Genomic DNA, 16623 nt, shown 5'->3' on the forward strand with positions numbered 1-16623 from the left:
TTTTTTCTAGTAAATATTGATTTTAGTGTGTTAAAATCAATATAAACAAGAAAATTCTTTCGGTTATTTTGTTTTGCAAAGTGAAGAAAAATTGCTCGCAAAGGCGCGAAGACGCAAAGTGTTTTTAAGTAAATTCTTTGCGACTCTGCGACTTTGCGAGATTAAAAAAAGACTTAGCTATCTTTCATAGAATTCTATTGGAAGCAAATCTGGATCAGCAATAAATGTAAAACGTTTTTCAGTAGTTTCATCGATTCTAATTGGTTCTGATTCTATTTCTTTTGAATTCAGAAAATCTATAGTTTCTTCCAAATTAATTACTTCAAAAGCCAAATGGCGAAGTCCAGCAGCTTCAGGTTTTGAAGGTCTTTGCGGTGGATTAGGAAATGAAAATAATTCAACTACATAAGTGCCATTTAAAGCCAAATCTAATTTATAAGACTGGCGTTCTTCGCGATAAATTTCTCTAATTATGGTTAAACCTAAAATCTGGGTATAGAAATATTTCGATTTTTCGTAATCGGAACATAAAATGGCAATATGATGGATTTTATTGAGCGTAAGCATTTATTTTTTTGATTCAGTTTCCTGATTTAATTTTCGAATAACTTTTGCCGGATTTCCAACCGCTAATGAATTATCTGGGATATCTTTTGTAACAACAGATCCAGCTCCGATAACACAACCTTTTCCGATGGTAACTCCAGGGCAGATAACCGAATTTCCTCCAATCCAGCAATCGTCACCAATTGTAACCGGATAAGCATTTTCTAATGTTTTTCTCAATTCAGCGTCAAGCGGATGCGAAGCGGTGTAGATTTGAACATTTGGCGCAATAAATACATTTGATCCAATATGTACTGGTGCACAATCCAGAACGACACAATTTACATTAAAATAAACATTTTCTCCTGCAAAAATATTATAACCATAATCACAGTGAAACGGAGGTTCAATATAAAAACCATCTCCCGCATTCGGAATAAGTTCTTTTAGGATTTCTTTTGCTTTTTTGGTAACTCTGTATTCTTTTACGTTTAAATTGTGCAAAAGATTTTTTGCGGCACGACGTCCTTTAACTAATTCTTGATCAAAGGCATTGTAGTATTCGCCAGAGATCATTTTTTCTTTTTCTGATTTCATATTTTACATTTTCGTCTTGGCAATTTTTTCATGAATCTGCGGTACTTCCTGCAAAGCTGCAGAACAATACCAAGGCGTTAGTTCGGCTTCGAGTAAATTGGCTTTTATGGCAGGATCGGTGGCAACAAGCGCTTTCGCTTCTTCTACAGTTTCTACATTAAAAATATAAATACCGCGATAATTTCGATCATTTTTCATAAAAGGCCCGGCAACAGCCAATTTTCCTTCCTTGGCCAATTTGTTAATATTTGCCATGTGTCCTTCAAATAGTTTCTTGGTTTCTTCTTTAGAAGCCGTTGTATTGCTTCCCGATTTTAAAAGACAAAAAACATATTTCTTCATTCCGTACTCGTCGGCATGAAGAGATTTGGCTAATGCTTCATCATATTTCACCTCGGTTTCCTGAGCAAAACTAATTGTGGTAAAAGATAAAAAGGCGAGAACAAAAAGTATACTTTTCATATAATAAATAATTTTAACACATAGAAACATAGATTTAAAAACGTTTCAAAGGCATTTCATTTACATAAATTCACATAGTTATGTGTAAAATCTAGATTTTCTAAGAATTCTTTTTAGAGAAATAAAAAATCTATGTTTCTATGTGTTTCAAGTAAATTAAACCAGTTTCTTCAAAATAACAATCTGTCCTAAATGATACACATCATGCTGAATAATTCCGTGAATATGTTCATAATATGTATGACCATTATTAACGTAGATTTTAGCTAAATCTTCATCATTAAAATTTTCGAAAAAAGCAGTCCAAGAATCTTGGGATTTTGCTAAAGTCTGAAGCGATTGTTCCCAAGCCGCTTCAGAAGGATCTAAAACAGGAACAAAATAATTATGATCGGGAGTTATAACGGTTTCTCCCTGCATTCTTTGTAAAATATTTCTTCTCCATTGTATCAAATGATTCACAATTTCCCAAATCGTATTAAGATTAGGATTGGCTTTTTTATACGCCTGCTCTGCAGTTACATTTTTTAAAGTATCGGCTAGATTAACTTCAAGCCAAGGATTTCCGTTATAAATAGATTGATATAAATTAGATATTCTTTTACTTTCTGACATAAATGGTAATTTTTGGTTTTGTTAGCTAATATACAAATTAGTCATTTACAACTCATCCTCGAAATTCTACAATTGAGTTATTATATATTTTTTAACGTTTGATGTTAAAATACATTTGCTTCATCAAAATCAAAGATGACATGAAAACCAAATTATTTTTTACCCTTAGTTTTTTATTTTTTACGGCATTAATTTTTGCTCAGAATACGATTTCAGGAAAAGTAGTTGACCAAAAAGGAAAACCAGTTGCTGGAGCAAACATATATATTGACGGAACGTACGACGGAGCAACAAGTTCTGAAACTGGAGATTTCTCTTTTGAAACTACAGAAACAGGAAACAAATTTTTAGTGGTTAGTTTTTTACTTTTCGAAACTTATAAACAAGAAATTGATGTTGCCAATTATAAAGACCAGACGGTAAAATTAAGAGAAAATGTAAATGCGCTGGATGCAGTTGTTATTACGGCTGGAACTTTAGAATCTGGAGACAAAGCAAGAGTTTCTGTTTTAAAACCTTTAGATATTGTAACCACAGCAGGTTCTGCAGGAAATATTGTGGCAGCGTTGCAAACTTTACCAGGAACACAAAGTGTTGGCGAAGACGGACGTTTGTTTGTACGTGGAGGAGAGGCGAGCGAAACGCAGACTTTTGTGGACGGAATTCGCGTAGCACAACCTTATGGCGCAACAACGAATAATTTGCCAACAAGAAGCCGTTTTTCTCCTTTCTTGTTTAGCGGAATCGCATTTTCTACAGGAGGTTATTCTGCAGAATATGGCGAAGCTTTATCTAGTGTTTTGCTTTTGAATACGAATGATGATGAAGATCACGAAAAAACAGATATCGGATTAATGACGGTTGGTTTGAGTTTAGGAAATACGCAGAAATTCAAAAAAAGTACTTTGAGCGTAAATATGGCTTATATCAATCTAGCGCCCTATCAAGCGGTGATTCCACAAAATGTAGATTGGAATAATCCATATCAATCTCTTGGAGGTGAGACGGTTTACAGATATAAATTCACAAATGGAGTTTTTAAATTATATGCTTCATTCGATTCTGAAAAATTCGATTTAAATCAGAAAAACATCAATTTCGAAAATCCGATTCGAACTGATATGAACAATAATAACTTCTATTTGAATTCTTCTTATAAAGGAAGTTTCGGAACAGGTTGGACGTTAACTTCTGGAGTGAGTTACGGTTACAGCAAAAACAAATTGAAATATGATATTACTGGAATTGACGCTCAGGAAAATGCGGCTCAATTGAAATTGAAGTTAAGCAAGAAATTTTCAAACTATTTCAGATTGTCAGCTGGAACAGATTATTTCATTACAAAATATAATGAAGATGTAGCTGATAATATTTCGCTTGACGTAACAAATGGTTATAATTCTAACATTTTTGCGGCGTATACAGAAGGAGATGTTTCTTTTTCTAAAAACTTAGCTTTAAAAGTTGGTTTGAGATTTTCGAATAATAGCTTGTTAAACGAAAACAATATTGCGCCAAGAGCTTCATTAGGATATAAAGTTTCAAAAACAAGTCAGTTCTCTTTTGCTTACGGAGATTTTACGCAAACGCCTGTTGTAGATTATATTAAATATTCGAAATATCATCAGTTTGAAAGTGAAGAAGCGAGACATTATATTCTGAATTATACTTTCACAAGACCTGGACAAACGCTTCGAGCAGAAGCTTATTACAAAGATTACAGCAATTTAGTTCAATACAACACAAGAGATATTCAGTACAATTCGGTTTTTAATAATAACGGATCGGGTTACGCAAAAGGATTGGATATTTTTTGGAGAGACAGCAATTTGTACAAAAACTTAGAATATTGGATTTCATACTCTTATATCGATTCAGAAAGACAATACAAGAATTTCCCAAACATGGCAACTCCAAGTTTTATTGCCAATCATAATTTATCTGTTGTAACGAAATATTTTATCACAGATTGGAAATCGCAAGTTGGTTTTACCAATAGTTTCAGCACAGGACGTCCGTACAACGATCCGAATCAGACGCAGTTTATGAACGGAAAAACAAAATCGTACAATAGTTTAAGTTTTAACTGGGCATATTTATTGACAACGCAAAAGATCCTTTATTTCTCAGTTTCAAATCTTTTAGGAACCCAAAACGTTTTCGGATACGATTATGCAAGAAACCCAGACCCAAGCGGAGTTTATCAAAGACAAGCCGTAGTGCCAACAGCAGACCGATTCTTCTTCGTAGGTTTCTTCTGGACTATTAGTCAGAATAAGAATGAGAATCAGTTGAGGAATCTATAGGTTCTAAGGTGCTAAGCTACTGAGGTGCTAAGGAAAAAAACTTAGAAGCTTAGCCATTCAGAACCTTAGAACCTCAGAAAAAACAATTCAGTAACCAAAATCAACAACTCAGTAGAATTTAATTTTAAAACACTTAAAACCAGTATACTTTTGAAGAGTAAATTAAAAGGAACAAAGAAACAGAGAGACAAAGTGACAAAGGTTCAAAGTTTATCTGACTGAAAGCAAGAGAACTTTGTGACTCTGAACCTTTGAATCTTTGAGCCTTAAAAAAAGAGTTTTAATCATCAACAAAAAGAAACCTTAGAACCTTAGCATCTCAGAACCTTAGAACCTAAAAAAATAATCATGACGAAAATTATTACCATAACTATTTTATTTATCTGCAGCTTAATGTCTGCACAAAATGTGAAATTAACTGTTGCCGTTTCGGGTTTAAAAAACAATACGGGAAGCGTTAAAGTAGGATTATATAATTCAGAAGAGACATTTCTTAAAACAATTTACAAAAGTCTTGCTTCAGAAATTAAAGACAATAAGGCCGTTGTAATTTTCGATAATCTTCCAGCTGGAGAATATGCCATTTCAACTTATCATGATGAAAACAGCAACGGAAAACTGGACAGAAACGCAATGGGAATTCCGTCTGAAGAATATGCAGCTTCAAACAATGCAAAAGGATTTATGGGACCTCCTTCGTATAATGATGCTAAATTTACTGTTAGTAAAGATTCAAAAATTGAAATTGTATTCTAAATAAAAAATAACTAATCCATATAAAAACAACCATTTAATTACTTATAAAATGAAAAAAATCATCACATTAATCGCATTATTTGTAGTAGGAATAAGTTCAGCTCAAACACAATTTGAACAAGGAATGAACAAAGCTTTCGGACTTTGGAAAGAAGGGAAAAATACAGAAGCTTCTGCCTTATTTGAAAGAATTGCTGCTGCCGAAAAAAACAGTTATCTGCCTAATTATTATGTTGCTTTAATAAATGCTACATCAGTATTTACAGAAATAGACAAAACCAAAATCGATTTATTGTTGACAAAAGCGCAAGATGCCTTAGATGTCGAATTGATAAAAGACCAAGCCAATTCTGAATTGTATGTTATGCAGGCTTTAATTTACACGGGATATGTTGTGGCAGACCCAATTACAAACGGAATGAAATATTCTGGAAAAGTAATGGAAGCTTACGCGAAAGCCAAAGCATTGGATCCAAATAATCCGAGAGCAGTTTTTGGTGAAGCAGATTATCAATTAGGCGGTGCAAAATGGACCGGAGTAGATACAAAACCTTTATGCGCTCAAGTTGATAAATCTATTGAACTTTTTAATAATTTTAAACCAGCTACGCCGTATTCTCCAAAATGGGGGTTAGAGAGAGCGCTAGAAATTCAAAAAACTTGTAAATAATTTAATCGTTATCAGCCACTATGATATTAAAACCCAATTTGTTAAAGGCATGTTTAGTTGGAGGAATTGTATTTTTATTTTCTTTTCTAATTCGATTTGCCTCCATAGGAACTGCAGTTTTTACAAAGAATCTTTCTATTTATTTCTTGTACTGCATGCTTTACAGTGTGGTTTTATATATCGTGAATGTCATTCTTTTTGAGTTTTTAGATAAAGTTTTCAAGTCAAACCCCTATTCAATAAAGAGAATTATAATAGGTTTTGTAAGTTCATTTTTCATTTCGATGATCATTATTGGAGTATTGCGTTTGTTTACAAGCGTAATCATCGATAATAAAACGATTATAGGTTTTCTAGCCAACGAGAAGGCAGAAAATTATATAGAATCTGCGGTCATGACCTTTATTGTGCTGCTGTTTTTTCACGGACTTAATTTTTACAAGCTCTATCAGGAAAATAAGGTTACACAGCAAAAGATTATTGCAGGAACGGCAAATGCAAAATTTGAAAGTTTAAAAAACCAGATCGATCCGCATTTTCTTTTTAATAGTTTGAATGTTCTTAGTTCTTTAATAGAAGAAAATCCAGATAATGCACAGCGTTTTACGACTTCATTATCTAAAATTTACAGATATGTTCTGGAACAGAAAGACAAAGAACTGGTTTCGGTCGAAGACGAATTGTCATTTGCAAAAACGTACATGAATCTGCTGAAAATGCGTTTCGAAAATAGTTTGTTTTACGAATTGCCAACAGAAAACATCAATCCAGAAGCCAAAGTGGTACCGCTTTCTTTACAGCTTTTATTGGAGAATACGGTGAAGCACAATGTAGTAAGCGAACAAAAGCCGCTTCATATTAGAATTTTTATTGATGGAGATTATCTAGCCATTCAAAATGATCTTCAGAAAAAAGAAGTTTTGCAGGACAGACAAGGCGTTGGACTGCAGAATATTGTAAATAGATACGGAATTATAACCGACAGAAAAGTGAAAGTTCAAGAAGATGAAAAGAATTTCACGGTTAGGATTCCGATTTTAACCAAACAAATTACGGTTATGGAAATGAATGCAGAATATACCGATGAAGCAAAAGCTTATTATAGAGCCAAAAAAAGAGTAGAAGAGTTAAAGGGATTTTATGGAAATGTAATTTCATATTGTTGTGTAGTTCCGTTTCTGATTTTTATCAATCTAAAATTTTCACCACAATTTCAATGGTTTTGGTTTTCTGCTTTAGGCTGGGGGTTTGGAGTTGCCATGCATGCTTTTAAAGTTTTTGGCTACAGCTCAGATTGGGAGGAAAGAAAAATTCGTGAGATTTTAGAAAAAGACAACAAACAAAAAACCTGGAAATAATGGAAAAAGATTTCACAGAAGCAAATCGTTACTATGATGCTCAGAAAAAAGTAAAAGAAATAAGAGGATTTTACGAACATTTGACCGTATACGTTTTATGCAATCCGATTGTAATTGTTGTCAATTATATGACTTCTCCAGAATATCTTTGGTGGATATGGTCTGTAATGGGATGGGGAATAGCAATCGTATTGCATGGATTGAAAGTCTTTGAATATCCGCCTTTTTATAATAAAAAATGGGAACAGAAAAAGATTCAGGAAATTTTAGAAAAAGAAAACCAAAAACGACTTGAAAATAATCATGGAAACAAATTTGAGTAATGATCAGGAAGAAACAATTCTAAAAGAATTGGCGAGTAAAAAAGTAATTCAGCTGAAATATTTTTACAAACATTTGTTCATTTACACTATTGTAATGCTTCTTTTTCTTTTAAAAGAATACACTACTCTTCCAGTTAATTTTATTCCTATTAGATATTTAAATTGGGTAGTTATGATTATCTGGTCGGCTGTGGTAGCGGGTTCTGCCATAGATTTGTTTGCTTCGACTAAAATATTTGGGCAAGAATGGGAAAAGCGAAAAATGAAAAGTATTCTGGAAAAAAAGTATAAAAAACAAAAATGGGAATAATCATGGAAAGGAATTTAAGCGAAGAGGATAAATATATTGAAGCAAAAAAGAAAGTCGAAAATATAAAAGGATTTTATGGCAATCTGGTTGCTTTCATATTAGTAAATGCAGTTCTGATTTTTATAAACTTATACACATCTCCGAGTTATTTGTGGTTTTTCTGGCCTTTACTATGGTGGGGACTTGGAGTGCTAATACACGGATTAAAAGTTTTTGAGTTATTGCCAAGTTTGGGAAAAGATTGGGAAGAGCGAAAAATCAAAGAGTTTATGGAAAAAGAAAAACAGAATAAAAACAAGTGGCAATAATTTAATATATAGTTATGGGACGTTTTAGAAGAAATAGATACGAAGAATATACAAGCCAGCATTTTGGAGCAGAATATACAAATGACGAAAGTTACAATGCAGCTTATAAAAGAGTAAAGAAACTTAAAGGGTTTTATTCTCATGTGAAAATTTATATTATCATAAATATTATCATCATTATATCTAGTTTAACTCGATCTAGTTTTACTGGAGGAATTGATTTTAGCGGATTATCTGAATGGCATACTTATTCGACTGCATTTTTCTGGGGAATTGGTTTAGCGGCGCACGGACTCTCTGTTTTTGGTTCTGATCTATTTTTTGGTCAAGACTGGGAAAAGAAGCAAATTCAGAAATATATGGAGAAAGACACTGCGAATAAAAATAAATGGGAGTAACTTTGAAATACTATTTTTTCTAAATTTTACAATCGAGTAAATGATCACATTAATTATAGAAGACGAAAAACCAGCGGCAAGATTGCTGCAAAGAAAGCTTGAAAAATTAGACGTAACCGTAGAAACCATGCTTCATTCTGTTGAAGAATCGGTAGAATGGTTCTCAAATAATGCGCACCCAGATTTGATTTTTCTGGACATTCAGCTCTCAGATGGATTATCTTTCGAAATCTTTGAAAAAATTGAGATCAAAAGCGCAATTATTTTTACAACGGCTTATGATGAATATGCTTTAAAAGCCTTCAAACTTAACAGTATAGATTATCTTTTAAAACCAATTGACGAAGATGATCTGGAAACGGCGGTTGAAAAATTTAAATCGCGTCTCCCAAAAACTCCTGCAGAAACTTCAAACTTACAGCTGGATTTTGAACAGATTCGTCAGATGCTGTCCAATCCTTTTGAGAAAACGTATAAAAAAAGATTTACCGTTAAAATCGGTCAGCATTTAAAAGTAATTACGACAGAAGAAATCGAATGTTTTTTTAGTGAAAACAAAGGAACTTACATTCATACCTACGACAATCGCGATTATTTAATCGATTCAACTTTGGAGATTTTAGAACAAGAACTTGACAAAAAGGATTTCTTTCGCGTAAGCAGAAAATTTATTGTTCCGCTAAAAGCAATTAAAGAAATTCAGGTTTATACCAATTCTCGCTTAAAAGTTATTCTTCCAACTTACAAAGAAGATGAGGTAATTGTAAGTCGCGAAAAAGTACAGGATTTTAAATCTTGGTTGGGGTAGTTTTTTTGTGAAATGTGAAATGTAAAATGTGTCGTTCCTACGGAAATTTATTTTGCGTACGGTTATTATTTCAACGGATTAATCCCGAAGCTTCGGGACGTTGCTACAATATTTTACATTCCTACGGAATTTCTTTTTTAGATCAAATTATTCAGTTTGAAAAAGAGCCATCGGCTCGACAAATATTGTAGCCCCGTCCCGAAGCTTCGGGATTAATCCGGGGGCGAAGGGCATCAAAATCAAAAAGAGCCAGCGGCTCGATTCATATAAAACATAAATAAAAAACAGCCGATATTATCGGCTGTTTTTTATTTAAATATTTTAGGATTATTTACTCAATCTATGCAACGTAAACGTCATAGCACTCAAAAGGAAAAACGCCATAATCTGGTGAATTAATCCTAAAGCCAAAGGCACGCTGTATAATAAAGTGAAAACGCCCAATAAAAACTGAATGAAAACAAAAACTACTAAAGTTTTGATTCCGTTTGCTTGAGTATGCGTAAGCGTATATTTTTTGCTTTTGAAGAAAAGGAAAAGAATAATGGCAACCACTACATAAGCAAAAGTTCTGTGCACAAATTGAACGCCGCTTTTTCCTTCAATTAAATTCTTTACTAAAGTCGATTGTTCAATAAAAACCGATTCATGAATAAATTCTCCATCGCTCATTAAAGGCCAGTGATTGTGGATTAATCCTGCATTTAAACCCGCTACAAATCCGCCGTAAATAATCTGAATTAATAAAGCCACTAAAGCATAACGGGCAATATTTCTTAAAGGTAAGATTTTGTTGATATTTCTTTCTGGGTAGATTAAATCTAATGCAACCCAAAGCGTGTAAGCAAAAGTAATAAAAGCAAAAGTTAAGTGTAAAGAAAGTCTAAAATGGCTCACATCTGGATTGTCAATTAATCCGCTTCTTACCATAAACCAGCCTAAAAATCCTTGGAAACCTCCCATTGCCAGAAGCACAATACATTTTTTGATCGTATCGGTATCTAATTTCTTTTTAGCTAAAAAGTAAACAAACGGCACAAAGAAAACCAAACCAATAATACGTCCGATAAAACGGTGAAACCATTCCCAGAAATAAATGAATTTATAATCTGCCAATTGAAAATCGTTATGAATATTGATTTTTTGGTATTCTGGAAATTTTTTGTATTCGTCAAAAGCGGCTTGCCATTTGGCTTCTGTTAGAGGCGGGAAGGTATCGGTTACCAAATGCCAGTCGGTCATTGATAAACCTGAATTGGTTAAACGGGTGATTCCGCCAACAACAACCATTAAAAATAATAATACGCAACCTGATAGTAACCAAATGATTACTGATTTATTCTGTGTTTTCATTCTTCTCCGATTAATTCGATTTCGTTAATTTTTTTTGTGCTTTTTCTTATGCTTCTTTTTAAATAAAGTTTTGATAAAATAAAGTTTACTATGACATTGATAAGTATTAGCGTTATCATAACAATTATTCTATATGGATAGCTTTCAATATCAGTTGTTATTTTAAAATAATCAATTAATACGACATTTTGAAAGAGTGCTCCCAATATCATTATAGCGCATATAGAAGTAATGCTGATTAAAAAAAATATGATTTTGTACTTGTAGTGACTGTTATTAGTTCTATTAATTTTTCCAATAAAAATGATATTAGTTATTAAAACTATTATTATCAAAATGATTAAAAAAATAGCACCTAAAATGTCCATTACTTTTTAAGAGATAAATTCAACTTTGCAGCTCTTTTAATCACAAAATCATAAGCAGCCTGATATTCATTCGGAATCACACCTTCTAAAATAGCTTCTTTCACCGCTTCTTTTAAAACACCGATTTCACGTGAAGGTTTCAAATCGAACATTTCCATAATTTCTTCTCCAGTAATTGGTGGTTGAAAATTACGAACATGATCGCGTTCTTCAACTTCAACAATTTTCTTGCGGACAAGCTCGAAATTTTTGTGATACTTTTTAAATTTTGCTGGATTTTTGGTTGTGATATCCGCTTCACATAAAGTCATTAAGTTTTCTACATCTTCACCAGCGTCAAAAACCAAACGGCGAACCGCACTATCAGTCACAATATCCTGCGCCAAAACAATCGGACGCGAACTCATAATGACCATTTTCTGAACGAATTTCATTTTATGGTTCAAAGGCATGTGAAGGCGTTCGAATATTTTCTTTGCCATTTTTCCGCCAAGAAATTCATGACCGTGAAAAGTCCATCCTTGTTTTTTGCTGAAACGTTTTGTCGGCGCTTTTCCAATATCATGCAATAAAGCCGACCAGCGAAGCCAGACATCGTCAGTATTCGGACAAATATTATCGACTACTTCTAGCGTATGGTAAAAATTGTTTTTATGCGTATGGCCTTCAATTTCTTCCACCTGATTCAACGCTGTCAATTCAGGTAAAATAATATCAAGAAGTCCTGTTTTGTATAAAAGTAAAAATCCAGTTGAAGGTTTATCGGTTAGAAGAATTTTGTTCAATTCATCAACAACTCTTTCGCCAGAAATAATTTTAATGCGATCTGCATTTTTTGTGATCGCGTTTAATGAATTTTCTTCGATTTCGAAATTCAGTTGAGTAGCAAAACGAATCGCACGCAACATTCGCAAAGGATCATCAGAATAGGTAATATCTGGATCCAAAGGCGTTTTTATTGTTTTATTTTCTAAATCTTGAAGACCATTAAAAGGATCTAGCAACTCTCCGAAATTATTTTCGTTTAACGAAAGAGCAAATGCATTGATCGTAAAATCACGACGGTTTTGATCGTCCTGTAAAGTTCCGTTTTCCACAATCGGATTTCGGCTGTCGCGGGTGTAAGATTCTTTTCTCGCGCCTACAAATTCAATATCCGTATCTTCAAAACGAAGCATTGCAGTTCCGTAAGTTTTAAAAACCTGAACTTTTGGTTTGTTCGGAAGTAAGTCAGAGACCTTAAGCGCTAATTCGATTCCGCTTCCAACAGCCACAACGTCGATGTCTTTTTTAGAACCTCTGTTTAAAAGCAAGTCACGAACAAATCCTCCTATCACATAAGAGTCAACGTTTAATTCCTTAGAAGCTTTCGAAATAATATCGAAGATTTTGTTTTGTAAAGCAGATTTATAGTTTGTTTGTACAGCCACGAATTCACTAATTTTAAATATGTCTATTCTTGAAGAGAATGAACGACTGCAAATTTACAACATAGAAAATGCCTAATACAATCTATCGACGACTTTTTTGAAGAAATTCTTATTTTGAGGCATCAATTTTTATTGAAATAGAAATGTTGAAAAAAGTTTGCCACGAATTTCCGCTAATTTTTTATTTCAAGCTGCATAAATTTTTGCCACAGATTAAAAGATTAAAAATGATTATAATCTGTGAAAATCCATTTAATCTGTGGCAAAAGAAAATTAGTGAAATTCGTGCAATTCGTGGCTAAAAAACATTTATCGGATTATAAAACAAATCAATTGCAAAACAGAATTTTTAGAAATTCAATTTGTATTTTTGAATCACTTAAAAATGCACAAATGAAAATTGTTATATCGCCAGCGAAGTCATTAAATTTCGAAAAAGAATTACCTACAAAACAACATACAGAACCTTCATTTCTAAAAGAAGCGAGAATCGTTCATAAAGTAGTAAAAACTAAAAAGCCAGCTGAATTATCAGAATTAATGTCAATCTCAGACAAACTAGCCGATTTAAACTGGAAAAGAAATCAGGAATGGAAAACACCTTTTACGTCAGAAAATGCACGTCCAGCTGTTTATACTTTTGATGGTGATGTTTACACAGGCTTAGATGCTTATACTATTCCGCTAGAGAAATTAGATGTTTTGCAAGATAAATTGAGAATCTTATCCGGTCTTTACGGACTTTTAAAACCGCTTGATTTAATGCAGGCGTACCGTTTAGAAATGGGAACCAAAATGCCAGTTGGCGAATCTAAAAATTTGCATGAATTCTGGAAACCAACTGTTACTAAGGCTTTAAACAAAGAATTAAAAAAAGACGAATTATTCGTGAATTTAGCCAGTAACGAATATTTTTCTGCAGTTGACGTAAAAGCTTTAAAAGTTCCTGTAATTACGCCAGACTTTAAAGATTATAAAGACGGAAAACTAAAAATGATCAGTTTCTTTGCGAAGAAGGCGAGAGGTATGATGGTTCGTTATATAATCGATACCAATGCAGAAACTATTGATGATTTAAAAGGTTTTAATTACGAAGGATATGCATTTGATGCTAATCTTTCTAAAGGAACTCATTTGGTTTTTACTCGTTAGGGCGTAGTATAGGCTCAAAGGGGCAAAGTGACAAAGCGACAAAGGTTTTTTATAGAGTCGTAGACTCGAAACATATTGTAGGCAGGGATTTTAATCCCTGCAGATTTAGCAGATCAAATTGAAACAAAAAAATAAACGCCGAATTCTGAATTGAATTCGGCGTTTTATGTATTATAAAATTATTATTATTAATGCATTGCGTCGGCTGCACTAATTTTGTTCTTCCCTTTTTTGATAAAGAGAATAATCGGTATGCAACATAAAAACATAATTCCCAAGTAAAGGAAAATATCCATATAAGCCATTACAGTACTTTGCTTCATTATAGAAAGATCAATAGCTTGATACGCTTTTTTCAAAGCGACATCGGCACTGTAACCTTTTGCCATGAAGGCGTGCTGCATTCCTGCAATACGCTGCTGAACGTTAAACTTAGCAGGATCTAGATTATTAATTAAATCTACTCGGTGCGACTGGCTGAAACGTGTGATGAAAGTGGTAATAATTGCAATACCAAACGATCCGCCTAACTGACGCATCATTCCTGTAAACGCAGCTCCTTCACCAATTTGTTTTCCTTTCAAAGTAGAAAGAGAAAGTGTTGTAATAGGTACAAAAAGTAATCCTAAACCAACTCCTCTTAAAATTAAAGGCCAGTACATGTGTTCAACTCCAGTATCGGGTGTCATTCTGCTATACATCATAAAGGTAAAGAAGAAGAAAACCAAAAATCCAACTCCAACCATGTACCCTTGCGGAACTCCTTTCTGAATCATGTTACCCACAAAAGGCATCATGATAGCTGTAGTAATAGAACCTGGAATTAATAATAAACCGGCATCTGTTGCGGTCCATCCTAAAATAGACTGCGTATAAATCGGAATAATTAACGTTGACCCATATAATCCGAAACCAAGAATAAAACACATTATGGTTCCAATTCTTAAGTTTCCGTCTTTTAAAACACTCAGGTTTACAATTGGGTAATCGTAGGTGAGTTCTCGCCAAATAAAAAGAACCAATCCAAGAACTGTAACAACACTCAAGATTACAATTGTAGAGTCATTAAACCAGTCGTCTTGCTGTCCGTGTTCTAATACGAATTGTAAAGATCCGATAAAAGCGGTCAACAATATAATTCCCCACCAGTCAACCTGATTGGCTTTTAATTTCTCACCGTATTTTGGACTTTTTACAAATGTTAAAGCCAAAATAGTAGCAATAATTCCCAACGGAATATTGATGTAGAAAATATAAGGCCAAGAATAATTATCAACCAAATATCCTCCTAAAGGCGGACCAAGAGTTGGACCAACAATTACACCCATTCCGTAAATCGCTTGCGCCATTCCACGTTTTGCTACGGGGTAACTTTCTGTAATAATCGTTTGGGCTGTTACTAGAAGCGCTCCACCGCCCATACCTTGTACGAAACGGAAAGCAACAAGTTCCCATATATTTGTAGCATTACCACACAAAAAGGAACAGACCGTAAATACTATGATCGAAGCCACAAAATAGTTACGTCTTCCAAATTGCTGTGATAGCCAGCTCGTCATCGGAATTACAATAACATTCGCAATAGCGTATGCTGTAATTACCCACGCCACATCGGTCAAGGTAGCACCAAGACTTCCGCGCATGTCTGTTAGCGCTACGTTTACAATCGTAGTATCAACAATTTCCAGCAATGCACAAAGTACTGCGGTAATCGTAATGATAACACGTCTGAAACCGTATTCTACTAAATCGTCATCTTGTACTGCTGTAGCCATTTATATTATTTCAAATGTACATCTACATCAACATTCATCCCTGGTCTTAAAAGGTTTACTTTTTTAGGATCGTTAGATTCGTCGATAGTGATTTTTACTGGTAATCTCTGAATTGTTTTTACGAAGTTTCCTGTTGCATTGTCAGGAGGTAATAATGAAAAACGAGATCCTGTTGCAGGAGAGAAAGAAGAAACGGTTCCTTTAAACTCATAATTTGGATAAGCATCTACTTTTAAGCTTACTTTTTGTCCCACAACCATTTTGTTTAATTGTGTTTCCTTAAAGTTAGCTACAACCCAAGCTTCATTGTTATTAATGATGTAGAATAAAGATTGTCCTGGCTGAACTAATTGTCCTGGCTGAATATCAACTTTAGAAACCTGACCGTCAATTGCAGCCGTAACTACAGTGTAAGAAAGGTTTAAGTGCGCAACATCAAGCATTGTTTTTGCCTTTTTAATGTTTGCTGCGGCAACTTCTGTTTGTTTGTCAGAAACTTTAGATTTTGACTGGATAACCGATTTTTGGTAAGAAGTAGCTTTTTGCTGTTGTTCTAAAACGCGAACTTGATTTTCAGCTTCTTCCTTTGCAGTCAACGCTTGCTCATATTGTTGTTTTGTGATCGTATGCGTTTTGTACAAGTTGTTGTAACGGTTATAATCGTTTGTAAGCTGTCTTAGTCTGATTCTTGCACTTTCGATAGAACCGCTTGCAGATCTCATTTGAGCATCTGAAACAGAAATACTTGCATAAGCACTTCCGATATCTGCTTTTGCAGCTTCGTATTGACCTTCAGCTCCTAGTAATGCAGCATTAGCTTCATCAATCTTTAATTGGTAATCTCTCTTATCAATTGTAAATAAAGTATCACCTTTTTTTACATAATCATTATCTTTCACATATACTTTGCTAATATATCCTGAAACTCTCGGAATAATCGGATTCATTCTTTTTTCGATCTGAGCATCATCAGTTTCTTCGTGCGCTTGAGCGTGTAAGTATTTAGATATTCCGTAAGTTCCGCCCACTAAAACCAAAACGGTTAGTATGATGATGAATTTTTTATTTGTCTTTTTCTTTTCCATGAG

General features: G+C 33.8%; 18 protein-coding genes. 10 read left to right on the forward strand and 8 right to left on the reverse strand.

What is annotated here, in order from left to right; all coding sequences use genetic code 11:
• Positions 1-177: 177 nt before the first annotated feature.
• The 4 genes from gloA2 to EG814_RS05830 all read right to left on the reverse strand — a co-directional run bounded on the left by gloA2 (position 178) and on the right by EG814_RS05830 (position 2220).
• Positions 178-567: an SMU1112c/YaeR family gloxylase I-like metalloprotein gene (gene gloA2 / locus EG814_RS05815; protein WP_125719851.1), complete on the reverse strand. Its 390-nt coding sequence runs from the start codon at positions 565-567 to the stop codon at positions 178-180.
• Positions 568-1143 (reverse strand): sugar O-acetyltransferase, encoded by a 576-nt coding sequence (locus EG814_RS05820; protein WP_125719853.1) that lies wholly within the window; start codon positions 1141-1143, stop codon positions 568-570.
• 3 nt (positions 1144-1146) lie between these two features.
• Positions 1147-1605, reverse strand: coding sequence for a YciI family protein (locus tag EG814_RS05825; protein WP_125719855.1), 459 nt, complete (start codon positions 1603-1605; stop codon positions 1147-1149).
• 156 nt (positions 1606-1761) lie between these two features.
• Positions 1762-2220 carry a DinB family protein gene (locus EG814_RS05830; RefSeq protein WP_125719857.1) on the reverse strand — a complete coding sequence of 153 codons (459 nt, stop codon included), beginning with the start codon at positions 2218-2220 and terminating at the stop codon, positions 1762-1764.
• Between the two features lie 140 nt (positions 2221-2360).
• On the opposite strand from EG814_RS05830, the gene EG814_RS05835 reads away from it, so the two are divergent.
• The 9 genes from EG814_RS05835 to EG814_RS05875 all read left to right on the forward strand — a co-directional run bounded on the left by EG814_RS05835 (position 2361) and on the right by EG814_RS05875 (position 9457).
• Positions 2361-4526, forward strand: a complete 2166-nt coding sequence (locus EG814_RS05835) for a TonB-dependent receptor (protein ID WP_125719859.1) — start codon at positions 2361-2363, stop codon at positions 4524-4526.
• Between the two features lie 348 nt (positions 4527-4874).
• The gene (locus EG814_RS05840; RefSeq protein WP_206430288.1) at positions 4875-5282 is read left to right on the forward strand and encodes a DUF2141 domain-containing protein; all 408 of its coding nucleotides are present in this window, start codon (positions 4875-4877) and stop codon (positions 5280-5282) included.
• A gap of 49 nt (positions 5283-5331) precedes the next feature.
• Positions 5332-5952, forward strand: coding sequence for a hypothetical protein (locus EG814_RS05845; RefSeq protein ID WP_125719861.1), 621 nt, complete (start codon positions 5332-5334; stop codon positions 5950-5952).
• 20 nt (positions 5953-5972) lie between these two features.
• Positions 5973-7310: a histidine kinase gene (locus EG814_RS05850; RefSeq protein WP_125719863.1), complete on the forward strand. Its 1338-nt coding sequence runs from the start codon at positions 5973-5975 to the stop codon at positions 7308-7310.
• Positions 7310-7633, forward strand: coding sequence for a 2TM domain-containing protein (locus EG814_RS05855; RefSeq protein ID WP_125719865.1), 324 nt, complete (start codon positions 7310-7312; stop codon positions 7631-7633). The genes EG814_RS05850 and EG814_RS05855 overlap by 1 nt, the downstream gene beginning before the upstream one ends.
• Positions 7614-7943, forward strand: a complete 330-nt coding sequence (locus EG814_RS05860) for a 2TM domain-containing protein (RefSeq protein WP_125719866.1) — start codon at positions 7614-7616, stop codon at positions 7941-7943. Before EG814_RS05855 ends, EG814_RS05860 begins: the two co-directional genes overlap by 20 nt.
• Before the next feature lie 2 nt (positions 7944-7945).
• Positions 7946-8251, forward strand: a complete 306-nt coding sequence (locus EG814_RS05865; RefSeq protein ID WP_235830919.1) for a 2TM domain-containing protein — start codon at positions 7946-7948, stop codon at positions 8249-8251.
• 14 nt (positions 8252-8265) lie between these two features.
• A complete protein-coding gene (locus tag EG814_RS05870; RefSeq protein ID WP_125719870.1) occupies positions 8266-8649 on the forward strand; it encodes a 2TM domain-containing protein in 384 nt (127 codons plus the stop codon).
• Between the two features lie 40 nt (positions 8650-8689).
• On the forward strand, positions 8690-9457 hold the full coding sequence (locus EG814_RS05875) for a LytR/AlgR family response regulator transcription factor (protein ID WP_125719872.1): 768 nt from the start codon (positions 8690-8692) through the stop codon (positions 9455-9457).
• Positions 9458-9784: 327 nt separating this feature from the next.
• Here EG814_RS05875 and EG814_RS05880 read toward each other — a convergent pair whose 3' ends face one another.
• Complete coding sequence (locus EG814_RS05880; protein WP_125719874.1) at positions 9785-10810, reverse strand: COX15/CtaA family protein; 1026 nt, start codon at positions 10808-10810, stop codon at positions 9785-9787.
• Positions 10811-11177: 367 nt separating this feature from the next.
• Positions 11178-12608 (reverse strand): CCA tRNA nucleotidyltransferase, encoded by a 1431-nt coding sequence (locus EG814_RS05885; protein ID WP_125719876.1) that lies wholly within the window; start codon positions 12606-12608, stop codon positions 11178-11180.
• 393 nt (positions 12609-13001) lie between these two features.
• On the opposite strand from EG814_RS05885, the gene yaaA reads away from it, so the two are divergent.
• On the forward strand, positions 13002-13760 hold the full coding sequence (gene yaaA, locus EG814_RS05890) for a peroxide stress protein YaaA (protein ID WP_125719878.1): 759 nt from the start codon (positions 13002-13004) through the stop codon (positions 13758-13760).
• A gap of 188 nt (positions 13761-13948) precedes the next feature.
• On the opposite strand, the gene EG814_RS05895 is transcribed toward yaaA, so the two are convergent.
• Together EG814_RS05895 and EG814_RS05900 are read right to left on the reverse strand one after the other, a co-directional pair.
• Positions 13949-15535 (reverse strand): MDR family MFS transporter, encoded by a 1587-nt coding sequence (locus EG814_RS05895; protein ID WP_125719880.1) that lies wholly within the window; start codon positions 15533-15535, stop codon positions 13949-13951.
• Positions 15536-15540: 5 nt separating this feature from the next.
• Positions 15541-16620, reverse strand: a complete 1080-nt coding sequence (locus tag EG814_RS05900) for an HlyD family secretion protein (RefSeq protein ID WP_125719882.1) — start codon at positions 16618-16620, stop codon at positions 15541-15543.
• Positions 16621-16623 lie beyond the last annotated feature (3 nt).

It is taken from the genome of Flavobacterium ustbae (assembly GCF_003946915.1).
In the GTDB taxonomy this organism is placed as follows: Bacteria; Bacteroidota; Bacteroidia; order Flavobacteriales; family Flavobacteriaceae; genus Flavobacterium; species Flavobacterium ustbae.

Coding starts and splice junctions, on each gene's coding strand:
- gloA2 (WP_125719851.1), bottom strand. CDS start 567: ATGCTTACGCTCAATAAAATCCATCATATTGCCATTTTATGTTCCGAT.
- EG814_RS05820 (WP_125719853.1), bottom strand. CDS start 1,143: ATGAAATCAGAAAAAGAAAAAATGATCTCTGGCGAATACTACAATGCC.
- EG814_RS05825 (WP_125719855.1), bottom strand. CDS start 1,605: ATGAAAAGTATACTTTTTGTTCTCGCCTTTTTATCTTTTACCACAATT.
- EG814_RS05830 (WP_125719857.1), bottom strand. CDS start 2,220: ATGTCAGAAAGTAAAAGAATATCTAATTTATATCAATCTATTTATAAC.
- EG814_RS05835 (WP_125719859.1), top strand. CDS start 2,361: ATGAAAACCAAATTATTTTTTACCCTTAGTTTTTTATTTTTTACGGCA.
- EG814_RS05840 (WP_206430288.1), top strand. CDS start 4,875: ATGACGAAAATTATTACCATAACTATTTTATTTATCTGCAGCTTAATG.
- EG814_RS05845 (WP_125719861.1), top strand. CDS start 5,332: ATGAAAAAAATCATCACATTAATCGCATTATTTGTAGTAGGAATAAGT.
- EG814_RS05850 (WP_125719863.1), top strand. CDS start 5,973: ATGATATTAAAACCCAATTTGTTAAAGGCATGTTTAGTTGGAGGAATT.
- EG814_RS05855 (WP_125719865.1), top strand. CDS start 7,310: ATGGAAAAAGATTTCACAGAAGCAAATCGTTACTATGATGCTCAGAAA.
- EG814_RS05860 (WP_125719866.1), top strand. CDS start 7,614: ATGGAAACAAATTTGAGTAATGATCAGGAAGAAACAATTCTAAAAGAA.
- EG814_RS05865 (WP_235830919.1), top strand. CDS start 7,946: ATGGAAAGGAATTTAAGCGAAGAGGATAAATATATTGAAGCAAAAAAG.
- EG814_RS05870 (WP_125719870.1), top strand. CDS start 8,266: ATGGGACGTTTTAGAAGAAATAGATACGAAGAATATACAAGCCAGCAT.
- EG814_RS05875 (WP_125719872.1), top strand. CDS start 8,690: ATGATCACATTAATTATAGAAGACGAAAAACCAGCGGCAAGATTGCTG.
- EG814_RS05880 (WP_125719874.1), bottom strand. CDS start 10,810: ATGAAAACACAGAATAAATCAGTAATCATTTGGTTACTATCAGGTTGC.
- yaaA (WP_125719878.1), top strand. CDS start 13,002: ATGAAAATTGTTATATCGCCAGCGAAGTCATTAAATTTCGAAAAAGAA.
- EG814_RS05895 (WP_125719880.1), bottom strand. CDS start 15,535: ATGGCTACAGCAGTACAAGATGACGATTTAGTAGAATACGGTTTCAGA.
- EG814_RS05900 (WP_125719882.1), bottom strand. CDS start 16,620: ATGGAAAAGAAAAAGACAAATAAAAAATTCATCATCATACTAACCGTT.